The following is a 14,172-nucleotide window of genomic DNA, read 5'->3' on the forward strand; positions in this document are numbered from 1 at the left end:
CGAACACCGGGCGCTCGCGGACCGCCGCCCGCAGCGTCGCGCCGCGCGAGCCGGGCAGCAGGGCTATCGCCCTCGCCGGCAGGGTCGCCGCCCGGGCACCGGACCCGGCCGAGCCGGCCCCGCCCGCGACCCCCAGCGCCAGCGCGACGGCCTGGTGCCCGGACCAGCGGCCGTGGTTCTCGTGCCAGGTCGCGACGTCCAGCTGGTCGGCCACCGCCTCGCGCGGGTGGGTCAGCCGGTGCAGCGAGGCCCGGGTGAGCGCCTCGCCGTCGTCGACGTAACCGCCGGGGTCGAGCAGCAGCCGCACCCCGCTGAACCGGGCCGCGACGGCGAGCAGCTGCGTCTGCGCCTCCAGCGCTCCCACCACCTCGTCGCGTCCGAACGAGCGGGCCGCGCCGGTCATCCGGCCCAGGACCCCTGGTGCCACCGGGGCCAGCGCAGCCGCCGTGCGCAGGCCCTCGGCGGCCCCGGCACCGCTGACCCGCACGGCCTGCCGGGCCGCCTGCACCTCCTGCTCCACGACCGTGCGCAGGACCACCGCCGCCGCGGGGGACGCGGCGAGAGGCACCCGCACGTCGAGCCGCAGCGCGTCGTCGGCGCGGGCCTGCGCCGCGCCCAGCACGCGCGCGTGGGTGGCGAGGTGGTCGGCGGCCTGGGCCATCAGGGCACCGGCACGTGCGGCGGGCTCGGCGTCCAGGTCGACCGTCGGCGGCAGCGCCTGCCGGGCCAGGCCGTGCCAGTCCAGCGCGACCAGGCCGCGCAGCACGGCGGTCCAGCGCAGCAGCCCGTCGGACAGGGTGCGCAGCTGGTCGGCCACCTGGGCCACGCGCTCGGGACGGCCCGGGACGACGTCCGCGCCGCACGCTGCGGTCGGGAACGCGCGGGGGACCGCCGTCACCGCGACCCGGCCCACGGGCTGCGCGCCACCGAGCCCTCGACCGTGTCGTAGACGTCGGCCGCCCCGGCCAGCAGGTCGGCCCAGTGCGCCGACTCGGCGGCGAGCACGCCCCAGCCGTGGTCCCACCGCCGGCCGAGGTCGACCAGGGCGGCGCGCAGGTCGTCGTCGCCCGCGTCGGCCGCCCTCCCCTCCAGCAGCCCGGGGTGGTCGAGCAGCGCCCGCAGCCCGCACGCCACCTCGCCGACGGCGTCCGCAGCCGCCCGCACGGCGCCGGTGTCGACCGACACCCGCACGCCCGTCACCGCGGGTCGCTCCTGTCGCTGCGCATCCCTCGACGCTAGTGAGCCCGGACCATCGCCCGCTGGCGTCGTCCACAGGCCCGCGCGGTGTGAGGCACGCCACCCCCGACCGCCCTCGCCGTGGTCGGGGCGGCCCTCGCGCGGTGGGACGATGGAGGAGGGCACGACCGCCCGACCGACGAGGGGGAGCCATGAGCGACGAGAGCAGCACGAGCGGCGCGAGCGAGCGCACCCGCGAGCGCCCGCGCTCCTCCGGTCCCGTGGCCAACCCGCGCCGCCTGCGGCTGGGCCGCGACGGCCGCCCGCTGCCGCTGACCGCGCGCGACGAGGACGTCCGCCCCGCCTGAGCCGGAGCCGGTGCGGACTCCCGGCGTGCCGGGATGGTTCTGCCCACCTCCGACGTTGCACGGGACGGCGACGCGACCCGGGCCACCCGGTGCGGGGAGCACGCCGCCGACGACGGAGGACCACGTGCTCGACCCCCGCAGCCTGTACACGCTCACCGAGCCCTCGCCCGACCTCGCGCCGGAGCGCCGGGACGGCGCAGAGCGCACGGCCGCCGACGGCCCGGTGCTGGTGCACGCGCTCAACGGCTTCGTGGACGCCGGGTCCGCGCCGCGCCTGGTCGCCGACCACCTGCTGGAGTCGCTGCCGCACGAGGTCGTCGCGACCTTCGACGCCGACCAGCTGGTCGACTACCGCTCGCGGCGACCGGCGATGGTCTACGACGTCGACCACTACGCCTCGTACGCCGAGCCGAAGCTGCAGTTGCACGCGGTGCGCGACCTCGACGGCCGGGTCTTCCTGCTGCTGCGCGGGCCGGAGCCGGACACCCAGTGGGAGCGCTTCGCCGCCGCCGTGACCCAGCTGGTCGAGCACTTCGACGTCTCGACGACCATCGGGCTGCACGCCATCGGGATGCCGGTGCCGCACACCCGTCCGCTCGGCGTGATCGGGCACGCGAACCGCTCCGAGATCGTGCCGCAGGGCTCGAGCTGGCCGGGCACCGTGCAGATTCCCGGGTCGGCCGCGGCCCTGCTCGAGCTGCGCCTCGGCGAGGCCGGCCACGACGCCATGGGCTTCGTCGTCCAGGTGCCGCACTACCTGTCCGAGACGCCCTACCCGGACGCCGCCGCCGCCCTGCTCGACCGGCTGACCGACCAGGCGCACATCGCCGCGCCCCGCTCGGCGCTGCTCACGGCGGCCGAGGAGACCCGCGAGGCCATCGCCGAGCAGGTCGCGCAGTCCGAGGAGGTGGCACGCGTCGTCCAGGCCCTCGAGCAGCAGTACGACGCCTACGCCGGGGCCACCGGGCGCCGCAGCCTGCTGGCGGCCGACGACGCCCACCTGCCCTCGGCCGACGAGCTCGCCGCCGAGGTCGAGCAGTTCCTGCGCACCGAGGGGTCGGGCGAGCAGGGCTAGCCGGTGATCGGGTCGGCTCCGGCCGCCAGCCGTCGCACCTCGGCCGGCGGCACGACGCGCGTCGGCACCGGTCCGGCGACCACCCGCCGGGTCAGGTCCGCCACCGGAAGCGGCCGCCGCGAGGCCACCAGCAGGACGTTGCCGTACCGCCGTCCGCGCAGGTGCTGGGTCTCGCCGACCAGCAGCACGTGCCCGAAGACCGCGGACACCGTCGCCACCTCGCGCTTGACCAGCCCCAGCCCCGGGCGGTCGGCGACGTTCGCGACGTAGACGCCGTCAGCGGCGAGCACGCGCGCCACCTGCCCGACGAAGGTGGTGGTGGTCAGGTGTGCGGGCGTCGTGTCTCCCGCGAACGCGTCGCGCACGAGGACGTCGAACGAGCCGTCGTGCAGGTCGCGCAGGCCGGCCAGCCCGTCCGCCTCGCGCAGCCGGAACCCGCTGCGCCGGCTGTACCCGAACGTGTCGCGCACCAGCGCGAGCACCTCCGGGTCGTTCTCCAGCACCACCTGCCGCGACCGCGGCCGCGTGTGCGCGACGTACCGGGCGAGCGTGCAGCCGGCGCCGCCGACGTGCACGGTGTGCAGGGGCGTGCCCGCCTCGGCCAGGACGTCGAGCAGGTCGCCGGTCCAGCGCACGTACTCGAACTCCAGGCGGGTCGGGTCGTCCAGGTGCACGTAGCTGCTCGGGACGCCGCCCACGACCACCGTGACGCCGCGCGGGTCGTCGGGGTCGGGCACGACGTGAGGTCCGGGCACGGGCCGAGCCTAGGGGCCGCCGTCCACGCTGCCGTCCACGCCGCCGTCCACGCTGCGGACCGCGGTCTCGGCCCCCGGGCACGGCTCGTAGGCTGGTGGTCCACACCCCACCGGTCCCGGGAGAGACGGCGTGCGCGCTCTGCTGCTCGAGAACATCCACCCCGACGCCGTGGAGCTGCTGCGCCAGAGCGGGCACGAGGTCGAGACCCGCAGCGGGGCGCTGGAGGAGGACGAGCTCGTCGAGGCGCTCGCGGGCGTCGACCTGCTGGGCATCCGCTCGACGACGTTCGTCACCGAGAAGGTCCTCGACGCCGCACCGCAGCTGCAGGCGGTCGGCGCCTTCTGCATCGGCACCAACCAGATCGACCTGTCGTCGGCCACCGGCCACGGCATCGCGGTGTTCAACGCGCCGTACTCCAACACCCGCAGCGTCGTCGAGATCACGATCGGCGCGATCATCGCGCTGGCCCGCCGGCTCACCGAGAAGAACACCGCGATGCACGCCGGGATCTGGGACAAGTCGGCGAAGGGCTCGCACGAGGTGCGCGGCCGCACCCTCGGCATCGTCGGTTACGGCAACATCGGCTCGCAGCTGTCGGTGCTCGCCGAGGCGCTGGGCATGTCGGTGTTCTTCTACGACACCGAGGACCGTCTGGCCATGGGCAACGCCCGCCGGTGCGGCAGCCTGCAGGAGCTGCTCGAGACCGCCGAGGTGGTCTCGCTGCACGTCGACGGCCGGCCCGGCAACCAGGACCTGTTCGGGGAGAAGGAGTTCGCGGCGATGCGCCCGCGCAGCATGTTCATGAACATGTCGCGCGGCTTCGTGGTCGACACCGGCGCGCTGCGCCGCCACCTGGAGTCCGGGCACGTCGCCGGCGCCGCGATCGACGTCTTCCCGTTCGAGCCCAAGCGGCAGGGCGACCCGTTCGAGTCCGACCTGCGCGGCCTGCCGAACGTCATCCTGACCCCGCACGTCGGCGGCAGCACGCAGGAGGCCCAGCAGGACATCGGGCGCTTCGTGGCGGGCAAGCTGATCGGGTACGCGCAGGGCGGCTCGACCGCGCTGTCGGTCAACCTGCCGCCGATCGGCGCGGGAGACCTCGGCGGCTCGCACCGCCTGGCGCACATGCACCGCAACGTGCCGGGCGTGCTGGCCACCGTCAACGCGCTGTTCGCCGAGCACGGCGTCAACGTCGAGGGGCAGAACCTCTCGACCCGCGGGGAGGTCGGTTACCTGGTCACCGACGTCAACGCCGACTACACCCCCGAGATCGTCCAGCGGCTCGAGCAGATGCCCGAGACGATCCGCCTGCGGGTGCTGTCCTGACCGTCGAGACATGCCCGCGCGGGGCTGGCGTCGAGGCCTCTGCATGGCATACTTGTCGTCGCTGCAGTTCAAGTTTCTTGCGTTGATCGGCTCGCGTGGTGGCGTATCTGCCACGAGAGCAGATGTTCACGGGCTCCGCTCGCCAGGGCCACAGCTCCAACGTGGGGATGCATGACCGCACAGCAGACCGGCACAGTGTCGGTCGCAGGACGTCCCCTGGAGGAGACGGCATGGCACAGGGTTCTGTGAAGTGGTTCAACGCTGAGAAGGGCTTCGGCTTCATCGCCCAGGACGGCGGCGGCGCCGACGTCTTCGTCCACTACTCGGCGATCCAGACCCAGGGCTACCGCTCGCTGGACGAGAACCAGCGCGTGGAGTTCGAGATCACCCAGGGCCCGAAGGGCCCGCAGGCGGAGAACGTCCAGCCCATCTGAGACGCCCCTTCGTCGACGGCCCCCCGCAGTGCGCGGGGGGCCGTCGTGCGTCCCGGGGTGCCCGTCGTCCACGACCCCGGGCAGACTGGCGGGCATGATCCCTGCCCCGTACCGCGCGGCCGAGAGCCGCTACGACGACATGACCTACCGCCGCAGCGGCCGCAGCGGGCTCAAGCTGCCCGCCGTCTCGCTCGGGCTCTGGCACAACTTCGGGGACGACGTCGCGCTGGACTCCCAGCGCGCCACCCTGCGCCGCGCGTTCGACCTCGGCATCACGCACTTCGACCTGGCGAACAACTACGGCCCGCCCTACGGCAGCGCCGAGGCGAACTTCGGCACCCTGTTCGCCCAGGACTTCCGCCCCTACCGGCACGAGCTCGTCATCTCGACCAAGGCCGGCTACGACATGTGGCCCGGGCCGTACGGCGAGTGGGGCTCGCGCAAGTACCTGCTCGACTCGCTCGACCAGTCGCTGGCCCGGATGGGCCTGGACCACGTCGACATCTTCTACAGCCACCGCTTCGACCCCGAGACGCCGCTCGAGGAGACCATGGGCGCGCTCGACCACGCCGTGCGGTCGGGCAAGGCGCGCTACGCCGGCATCTCGTCGTACTCGCCCGAGCGGACGGTCGAGGCGGCCGCGATCCTGCGGCAGATGGGCACGCCGCTGCTCATCCACCAGCCGTCGTACTCGATGCTGAACCGCTGGATCGAGGAGAGCCTGCTCGACACCCTCGAGACCGAGGGCGTGGGCTGCATCGCGTTCTCGCCGATCGCGCAGGGCATGCTCACGGACAAGTACCTGGACGGCGTCCCCGAGGGCTCGCGCGCCAGCCAGGGCAAGTCGCTGTCGACCGACCTGCTCACCGACGAGACGTTGCGGCACGTGCGCTCGCTGAACGCGCTCGCCCAGCAGCGCGGCCAGTCCCTGGCCCAGCTGGCCCTCGCGTGGGCGCTGCGCGACGAGCGCGTCACGTCCGTGCTGGTGGGGGCGAGCAGCGTGCGCCAGCTCGAGGCGAACGTCGCGGCGCTCGACCACCTGGGGTTCACCGACGACGAGCTGGCGGCGATCGACAGCGACGCCGTCGAGGCCGGGATCAACCTGTGGCAGCGCTCCAGCGACGCCTGACGCCGCCACGGCCTGGCACGGACGACGCGGCAACGGCGATCAGCCGGGTGACAACGGTTGCCACGGTGCGTCCCGGCGCCCTATGACGTCAGCGGACGACGAGCGTCGGGCCGCCCGGCTCGCCGGCCTGCACGTGGCCGACGACCGGGTGGCCGGGCAGCTCGCCGACCACCAGCAGCCCGCCGGACGTCTGCGCGTCGGCGAGCAGCAGCAGCTCGTCCTCGTCGACGTCCGCGCGCAGGTGCGGGCGCACCCAGTCCAGGTTGCGGCGCGTGCCGCCGCTGACGTACCCGTCGCGCAGGGCCTGCCGCGCACCGTCCAGGTAGGGCACGGCCGCGGCGTCCACGACGGCCTGCACCCCCGACGCGCGAGCCAGCTTGTGCAGGTGGCCCAGCAGCCCGAACCCCGTCACGTCCGTGGCGGCGCGGAGCCCGGCCGCGACCGCCGCCCGGGCGGCGTCGCGGTTGAGCTCGGTCATCGTCGCCACGGCCTGCTCGAACACCTCGCCGGTGGCCTTGTGCCGGCTGTTCAGCACCCCGACGCCCAGCGGCTTGGTGAGCGTGAGGGGCAGGCCGGGCTGCGCGGAGTCGTTGCGCAGCAGGCGGTCCGGGTCGGCGGTGCCCGTCACGGCCATGCCGTACTTCGGCTCGGCGTCGTCGACGCTGTGGCCGCCGCCGACCACGCACCCGGCCGAGCGCGCGACGTCCAGGCCGCCGCGCAGCACCTCGGCGGCCAGCTCCATCGGCAGCACCTCGCGCGGCCAGGCCAGCAGGTTCACCGCCACCAGGGGCTCGCCGCCCATGGCGTAGACGTCCGAGAGCGCGTTGGCCGCCGCGATGCGGCCCCAGTCGTAGGCGTCGTCGACGACCGGGGTGAAGAAGTCGGCGGTGGCCACGACCGCCACGCCGCCCTGCACCCGCACGACCGCCGCGTCGTCGCCGTCGTCCAGCCCGACGAGCAGCCGGCCGTCGGCGTCGTCGGGACCGGTCAACCCGGCCACGACCTGCTCGAGCTCGCCGGGCGGGATCTTGCAGGCGCAGCCCCCGCCGCGGGCGTACGCGGTGAGCCGCACGGACGGGGGCGCTGAGGTCATGCGGCCAGCCTAGGTCGCCGCCTGAGAGCGCGCTGGGCGCGCCCGCTGGCGGCCGGGTGGCCGTCATGGTTGCATCGCGCCATGGGTGCACGGACCTGGATCGAGGGGTGGCCCGCCCTGCGCCAGGCCACCGGTGCCGACCGGCTCGGCCGGGGCAGCGCGGTGCGCTCGCCCACCACGGACGCGCTGCGCCCGCGCACCCAGACCGCCGACCGCGTCGTCGACTCGGTGTGCCCGTTCTGCGCCGTCGGCTGCGGCCAGAAGGTGTACGTCAAGGACGAGAAGGTCGTGCAGATCGAGGGTGACCCGGACAGCCCGGTCTCGCGCGGCCGCCTGTGCCCCAAGGGAAGTGCGAGCACCCAGCTGGTGACCTCACCGGGTCGCGTCACGACCGTGCGCTACCGGCGCCCGGGCGGCACCGAGTGGGAGGACCTCGACCCCGACACCGCGCTGGACATGATCGCCGACCGGGTCGTGAAGACCCGGCGCGAGACCTGGGCCTGGGAGGAGGACGGACGACGCACCCGCCGCACGCTCGGCATCGCCAGCCTCGGAGGAGCGACCCTCGACAACGAGGAGAACTACCTCATGAAGAAGCTCTACACGGCGATGGGCGCGGTGCAGATCGAGAACCAGGCCCGTATTTGACACTCCTCCACGGTCCCCGGTCTGGGGACCTCGTTCGGCCGCGGCGGTGCCACCGGCTTCCAGCAGGACCTCGCCAACGCGGACTGCATCCTCATCGAGGGCTCCAACATGGCCGAGTGCCACCCCGTGGGCTTCCAGTGGGTCATGGAGGCCAAGGCCCGGGGCGCGACGGTGATCCACGTCGACCCGCGGTTCACCCGCACCTCGGCGCTGGCCGACCTGCACCTGCCGATCCGCGCCGGTACGGACGTCGCGTTCCTAGGCGGCCTGGTCAACCACGTGCTGAGCAACGACCTGGACTTCCGCGAGTACGTCGTGGCCTACACCAACGCCGCCTCGATCGTCGGTGAGGACTTCGCCGACACCGAGGACCTCGACGGGCTGTTCTCCGGCTACGACCCCGAGACCGGCACGTACGACTCGGCGTCCTGGCAGTACGAGGACACGCCCGAGGCCGCGGCGGCCGGCGACCGGGCGGTCTCGCACGAGGCGGGCCAGTCGGAGAAGACCGGCTCGGGCGGGCACCCCGTCGGTGGCAAGCCCCCGCGCGACGAGACCCTGCAGCACCCCCGGTGCGTCTTCCAGGTGCTCAAGCGGCACTTCGCGCGCTACACCCCCGAGGTGGTCGAGGAGGTCTGCGGCATCGAGCCCGAGCTCTTCGCGCAGGTCGCGGACGCGCTGACCCGCAACAGCGGGCGCGAGCGGACGTCGGCCATCTGCTACGCGGTGGGCTGGACCCACCACAGCACCGGCGTGCAGAACATCCGCACCGCCGCGATCCTGCAGCTGCTGCTGGGCAACGTCGGCCGGCCGGGCGGCGGGATCATGGCGCTGCGCGGTCACGCCAGCATCCAGGGATCCACGGACATCCCCACGCTGTTCAACCTGCTGCCCGGCTACATCCCGATGCCCCACGCCGAGCAGCACCTCGACCTCGACGGCTTCGTCGAGGCCGATGCCGGCAAGACCGGCTTCTGGGGCGACATGCGGGCCTACGCGGTCAGCCTGCTCAAGAGCTGGTGGGGCGAGGCCGCGACGGCCGAGAACGACTTCTGCTTCGACTACCTGCCGCGTCTCACGGGCGACCACTCGACGTACCCGACCGTCATCAACCAGGTCGAGGGGCGGTGCAAGGGCTACTTCCTGGTGGGGGAGAACCCCGCGGTGGGCTCGGCGAACGGCAAGCTGCAGCGGCTCGGCCTGGCGAACCTGGACTGGCTCGTCGTCCGCGACCTGGTGATGATCGAGTCGGCGACGTTCTGGAAGGACGGGCCCGAGATCGAGTCCGGCGAGCTGCGCACCGAGGACATCGGCACCGAGGTCTTCTTCCTGCCGGCCGCGGCGCACACCGAGAAGAGCGGCTCGTTCACCAACACCCAACGCATGCTGCAGTGGCACCACAAGGCGGTCGACCCGCCGGGCCAGGCCACCAGCGACCTGCGGTTCTACCACGAGCTGGGGCAGCGGGTCCGGGCCCGGCTCGCGAGCTCCACCGACGAGATGGACCGTCCGCTGCTCGACCTGACGTGGGACTACCCGCTCGAGCCGGACGGCGACCCGAGCGCCGACGCGGTGCTGCGCGAGATCAACGGCACCGGCCCGGACGGCGCGGCACTGGGTGCCTACACCGAGCTGGCCGACGACGGCTCGACCCGGTGCGGCTGCTGGATCTACTGCGGCGTCTACGCCGACGAGGTCAACCAGGCCGCGCGCCGCAAGCCGGGGAGCGAGCAGTCGTGGGTGGCGCCGGAGTGGGGCTGGGCCTGGCCCGCCAACCGCCGCATCCTCTACAACCGCGCGTCGGCCGCACCGGACGGCTCGCCCTGGAGCGAGCGCAAGAAGTACGTCTGGTGGGACGCCGAGCAGGGCCGCTGGACCGGCCACGACGTGCCCGATTTCATCCCCGACCGCGCGCCGGACCACGTGCCCGAGGAGGGCGCGAAGGGGCCCGACGCGATCGGCGGGCAGGACCCCTTCGTCATGCAGACCGACGGGAAGGCCTGGCTGTACGTGCCGGTCGGGCTGGCCGACGGCCCGATGCCGGCCCACTACGAGCCCTTCGAGTCGCCGGTCGCCAACCCGCTGTACGCCCAGCAGCACAACCCGGCGGTGCAGAAGGTCGGCGACGCGGCCGGCGCCAACCCGGCCAACCCGGCGCTGAGCACCGCCTACCCGTACGTCTTCACCAGCTACCGGCTCACCGAGCACCACACCGCCGGCGGCATGAGCCGCGGGCTGCCCTACCTGTCCGAGCTGCAGCCCGAGATGTTCTGCGAGGTCTCGCCCGCGCTGGCGCGCGAGCGCGGGCTGACCAACGGCGGCTGGGCCACCATCGTGACCGCCCGGGCGGCGATCGAGGCGCGGGTGCTGGTGACCGAGCGGATGCGCTCGCTGCGGGTGGCCGGACGCCGGGTCGAGCAGGTGGGGCTGCCCTACCACTGGGGCGGCAACGGGTTGTCGACCGGCGACTCGGCGAACGACCTCGTGGGGCTGGCGCTCGACCCCAACGTGCACATCCAGGACAAGGTCGGGACGTGCGACGTCCGGCCCGGACGACGTCCGCGCGGTCCCGCGCTGCGCACGTTCGTCGACGACCACCGCCGTCGCGCCGAGGGGAGCCCGTCGTGAGCAACCGCTGGTCCGGACGGCTGGACGACGTCGCCGCCGACGCCGGGTACGCCGACCCGCCCGCCCGCGTCGGCTTCTTCACCGACACCTCGGTCTGCATCGGCTGCAAGGCCTGCGAGGTGGCGTGCAAGGAGTGGAACGCGGTGCCCGAGGACGGCCTGGCGCTTACCGGCGAGAGCTACGACAACACCTCCGCGCTCGGCGCCAGCACCTGGCGGCACGTGGCGTTCGTCGAGCAGCAGGTGCCGCGGCGCACCACCGACCTCGGCATGCCGGGCTTCGGGGCGCCCGGCGCCCCCGGCGACGACTCCCGCCAGTCGCCCCCGGCCAGCGACGTGCGCTGGCTGATGTCGTCCGATGTCTGCAAGCACTGCACGCACGCCGCCTGCCTGGACGTGTGCCCCACCGGGGCCCTGGTGCGCACCGAGCTCGGCAGCGTCGTCGTCCAGCAGGACGTGTGCAACGGCTGCGGCTACTGCGTGCCGGCCTGCCCGTTCGGCGTGATCGACCAGCGCAAGGACGACGGCCGCGTCTTCAAGTGCACGCTCTGCTACGACCGCACCGGTGCCGGCCTGGAGCCCGCGTGCGCGAAGGCCTGCCCGACGCAGTCCATCCAGTACGGGCCGCTCGACGAGCTGCGCGAGCGGGCGGCCGAGCGGGTCGAGGCGCTGCACGACCGCGGCGTGACGGAGGCGCGGCTGTACGGCCACGACCCGGACGACGGCATCGGCGGCGCCGGCGCGTTCTTCCTGCTGCTCGACGAGCCCGAGGTCTACGGCCTGCCGCCCGACCCGGTGGTCACCACCCGCGACCTGCCCTCGATGTGGCGGCACGTCGGGGTCGCCGCGGCCGGGCTGCTGGCCGCCGGCGCCGCGTCGTTCCTCGGACGGCGCCGATGAGGGAGCGCGCGCTCGTCCCCGAGCCGGAGTTCACGTCGTACTACGGCCGCCCAGTGCTGAAGGCGCCGGTGTGGAAGCAGCCCGACGTGCCGCTGTACCTGTTCCTCGGCGGGTACGCCGGGGCGTCGGCGGTGCTGGCCGAGGGTGCGGCGCTCACCGGCCGCCCCGGGCTCGAGCGGGTCGCCCGCCTGGGGGCCGCCACCGGCGCCGGGCTGGGCACGGTGGCGCTGGTGCACGACCTGGGCCGGCCCGAGCGGTTCCTCAACATGTTGCGCGTCTTCAAGCCGACGTCGCCGCTCTCGGTGGGGTCGTGGCTGCTCGCGCCCTTCGCCACGGCCGCGAGCGGCGCGGCGGCGTCGCTCGTCACGGGCCGGGTGCCGCGCCTGGGCCGGTTGGCCGGGGTCGTGGCGGCCGGCTTCGGCCCGCCCCTCGCCACCTACACCGCCGCGCTGATCGCCAACACCGCCGTCCCCGCGTGGCACGAGGCGCACCGCGAGCTGCCCTTCGTGTTCGCGGGCAGCGCCGCCTCCGCCGCCGGTGGCGTCGCGCTGGCCACGGCGCCGCTCGACGAGTCCGGCCCGGCCCGCCGGCTCGCGGTGGCCGGCACCGCGGTCGAGCTCGCGGCCACCCGCCAGCTCGAGCAGCGGCTCGGCCCGCTGGCGCAGCCGTACCACGAGGGCCGACCCGGAGCCCTCATGCGGGCGGCTCGCGTGCTGAGCAGCGCGGGTGCCGTCGGCGCGGTGCTCGGCCGGCGCTCGCGCGCCCTGTCGGTGGCCTCGGGCGCCGCGCTGGCGGCGGGCTCGGTGGCCCTGCGGTTCGGCGTGTTCCAGGCCGGGCTGGCCTCGGCGAAGGACCCGCGCCACACCGTCGTCCCGCAGCGCGAGCGGGCCGACGCGCGGGACGCCTCCGCCGGCCGGTAGCGTCGCGGACGCCGTGCGGGCGCTCCGTCGTCCGCGCGGGGAGGCGTCTGGGTACCTGGTGGTCCCCGCGGTCTTCAACACCGACGAGACCGGGCATCTCGGTCTGGCGGGTTCGATTCCCGTCCGCCTCCGCTCCTAGGGTTGTCCCATGCACGTGCTGGCCACCGCGGGTCACGTCGACCACGGCAAGTCGTCGCTGGTGCGCGCGCTCACCGGCCAGGAGCCCGACCGCCACGCCGAGGAGCGCCGGCGCGGGCTGACGCTCGACCTCGGCTTCGTCTGGACCGTCCTCGGCACCGGGCCGGACGCCGAGCAGCTGGCCTTCGTCGACGTCCCCGGCCACGAGCGGTTCGTGCCGACGATGCTGGCCGGCGTCGGGCCCGTCCCGGCCGTGGTGCTGGTCGTCGCGGCCGACGAGGGCTGGAAGCCGCAGACCCAGGAGCACGTCGACGCGCTGGACGCGCTCGGGGTGCGCCACGGCCTCGTGGTCGTCAGCCGCAGCGACCTCGCAGACCCCGGAGCCGTTGCGGCGCAGTCGGTGCAGCGCCTGTCGTCCACCTCGCTCGCGGGGGCCGAGGTCGTCGCCGCCAGCGCGCGCACGGGGGAGGGGCTGGACGACGTCCGGGCCGCGCTGCTGCGCCTGGTGCGCTCGCTCCCGGCCCCGGACCTCGACGCCCCGGTGCGCCTGTGGGTCGACCGCTCCTTCACCGTGCGCGGGTCCGGCACCGTCGTCACCGGCACGCTGGACGCCGGCACGCTGCGTCGCGGCGACCGGCTCGTCGTGAGCGGCGGCGACGGTCCGCCGGCCGAGGTCGCGGTGCGGGGGCTGCAGAGCCTGGAGCACCCGTACGAGGCCGTCCCCGCCGTCGCGCGCGTGGCGGTGAACCTGCGCGGGGTCGAGCGGGCGGACGTCGGCCGCGGCCACGCCCTCGTGACGCCCGGCAGGTTCGTCGTGACGGCGTCGGTCGACGTGCGGCTGCGCGCCCCCGCCGGTCGCGACCTGCCCGACCGCGCGCCGTCCACCACCCTGCTGCACCTGGGCTCGGCCCAGGTCGAGGCGCACGTGCGACCGCTGTCGTCCGACCTGTGGCGGCTACGTCTCGCCCGCCCGCTGCCGCTGCACGTCGGCGACGCCGGGCTGCTGCGCGACCCCGGCCGGCACGCCGTGCTGGCCGGCCTGACCGTCCTGGACGTCGACCCGCCGGCGTTGCGGCGCAGGGGATCGGCCGCTGCGCGCGCCGCCGACCTGCTCGACCTCGGCGGTCGGCCGGACCCGCGCGACGAGCTGCGCCGGCGGGGCGTCACGAGCCGCGCGTTCCTGCGGGCCGGGGGCGCCACGGACGCCGACCTCGCCGCACTTCCGGCCGGGGACTGGCTCGTCGACCCCGTCGCGGCCGAGGAGCTGGCCGCCCGGCTCGCGTCCCTCGTCGGGCAGCACGACGACGACCACCCGCTCGACCGGGGCCTGCCGCTCGACGTCGCCCGCGCCGCGCTCGACCTGCCGCACTCCGACGTCGTGGGGCTCGTCGTCCGGCCGCCGCTGGCGGTGCGGCGCGGGCGCGTCGTGCGGGCCGAGGACGACGTCGACCGCCTGCCCGAGCCCGTCGAGACCGCCGTGGCGAGCGTGCTGCTCGACCTGGCGCAGCACGAGCTGGAGGTGGTCGCGCCGTCGGCCGAGCAGCTGGCCGCCGCCGGGCTCGGGCGCCCCGAGGTGGCCGCC

At 74.8% G+C, this 14,172-nt stretch carries 13 protein-coding genes and 1 tRNA gene; 10 read left to right on the forward strand and 4 right to left on the reverse strand.

Annotation, left to right across the window (positions count from 1 at the left end; genetic code table 11):
- Positions 1 to 898, reverse strand: an 898-nt coding sequence (locus ACYVJ4_RS17140) for a putative T7SS-secreted protein (RefSeq protein ID WP_460461303.1), incomplete at its 3' end; no start/stop codon positions are given.
- Positions 895 to 1,200, reverse strand: a complete 306-nt coding sequence (locus tag ACYVJ4_RS17145; RefSeq protein ID WP_460461304.1) for a hypothetical protein — start codon at positions 1,198 to 1,200, stop codon at positions 895 to 897. The genes ACYVJ4_RS17145 and ACYVJ4_RS17140, both read right to left, overlap by 4 nt.
- A gap of 188 nt (positions 1,201 to 1,388) precedes the next feature.
- Between ACYVJ4_RS17145 and ACYVJ4_RS17150 the strand changes: the two genes are divergently transcribed.
- Positions 1,389 to 1,544 (forward strand): hypothetical protein, encoded by a 156-nt coding sequence (locus ACYVJ4_RS17150; RefSeq protein WP_460461305.1) that lies wholly within the window; start codon positions 1,389 to 1,391, stop codon positions 1,542 to 1,544.
- A 124-nt stretch (positions 1,545 to 1,668) separates the two neighbouring features.
- On the forward strand, positions 1,669 to 2,619 hold the full coding sequence (locus ACYVJ4_RS17155; protein WP_460461306.1) for a proteasome assembly chaperone family protein: 951 nt from the start codon (positions 1,669 to 1,671) through the stop codon (positions 2,617 to 2,619).
- Here ACYVJ4_RS17155 and ACYVJ4_RS17160 read toward each other — a convergent pair.
- Complete coding sequence (locus ACYVJ4_RS17160; RefSeq protein WP_460461307.1) at positions 2,616 to 3,374, reverse strand: spermidine synthase; 759 nt, start codon at positions 3,372 to 3,374, stop codon at positions 2,616 to 2,618. The genes ACYVJ4_RS17155 and ACYVJ4_RS17160 overlap by 4 nt on opposite strands.
- Before the next feature lie 130 nt (positions 3,375 to 3,504).
- On the opposite strand from ACYVJ4_RS17160, the gene serA reads away from it, so the two are divergent.
- From serA to mgrA, 3 genes are all read left to right on the forward strand, one after another.
- Positions 3,505 to 4,701, forward strand: a complete 1,197-nt coding sequence (gene serA / locus ACYVJ4_RS17165) for a phosphoglycerate dehydrogenase (protein WP_460461308.1) — start codon at positions 3,505 to 3,507, stop codon at positions 4,699 to 4,701.
- 230 nt (positions 4,702 to 4,931) lie between these two features.
- A complete protein-coding gene (locus ACYVJ4_RS17170) occupies positions 4,932 to 5,135 on the forward strand; it encodes a cold-shock protein (protein ID WP_426560521.1) in 204 nt (67 codons plus the stop codon).
- Between the two features lie 94 nt (positions 5,136 to 5,229).
- The gene (gene mgrA / locus ACYVJ4_RS17175; RefSeq protein WP_460461309.1) at positions 5,230 to 6,264 is read left to right on the forward strand and encodes an L-glyceraldehyde 3-phosphate reductase; all 1,035 of its coding nucleotides are present in this window, start codon (positions 5,230 to 5,232) and stop codon (positions 6,262 to 6,264) included.
- Between the two features lie 88 nt (positions 6,265 to 6,352).
- Here the strand turns inward: mgrA and selD are convergent, their stop codons facing one another.
- On the reverse strand, positions 6,353 to 7,357 hold the full coding sequence (gene selD, locus ACYVJ4_RS17180; RefSeq protein WP_460461310.1) for a selenide, water dikinase SelD: 1,005 nt from the start codon (positions 7,355 to 7,357) through the stop codon (positions 6,353 to 6,355).
- 81 nt (positions 7,358 to 7,438) lie between these two features.
- On the opposite strand from selD, the gene fdh reads away from it, so the two are divergent.
- The 5 genes from fdh to ACYVJ4_RS17205 all read left to right on the forward strand — a co-directional run.
- Positions 7,439 to 10,633 (forward strand): formate dehydrogenase, encoded by a 3,195-nt coding sequence (gene fdh / locus ACYVJ4_RS17185; protein ID WP_460461311.1) that lies wholly within the window; start codon positions 7,439 to 7,441, stop codon positions 10,631 to 10,633.
- A complete protein-coding gene (locus tag ACYVJ4_RS17190; RefSeq protein ID WP_460461312.1) occupies positions 10,630 to 11,532 on the forward strand; it encodes a 4Fe-4S dicluster domain-containing protein in 903 nt (300 codons plus the stop codon). The genes fdh and ACYVJ4_RS17190 overlap by 4 nt, the downstream gene beginning before the upstream one ends.
- Entirely contained in the window at positions 11,529 to 12,452 is a 924-nt protein-coding gene (gene nrfD / locus ACYVJ4_RS17195; protein WP_460461313.1) for an NrfD/PsrC family molybdoenzyme membrane anchor subunit, read from the forward strand. The genes ACYVJ4_RS17190 and nrfD overlap by 4 nt, the downstream gene beginning before the upstream one ends.
- Positions 12,453 to 12,491: 39 nt before the next feature.
- Positions 12,492 to 12,584 (forward strand) — tRNA-Sec (locus tag ACYVJ4_RS17200).
- 16 nt (positions 12,585 to 12,600) lie between these two features.
- The coding region (locus ACYVJ4_RS17205) for a GTP-binding protein (RefSeq protein WP_460461314.1) at positions 12,601 to 14,172 on the forward strand (1,572 nt) is incomplete at its 3' end.

This window comes from Angustibacter peucedani (assembly GCF_054779595.1).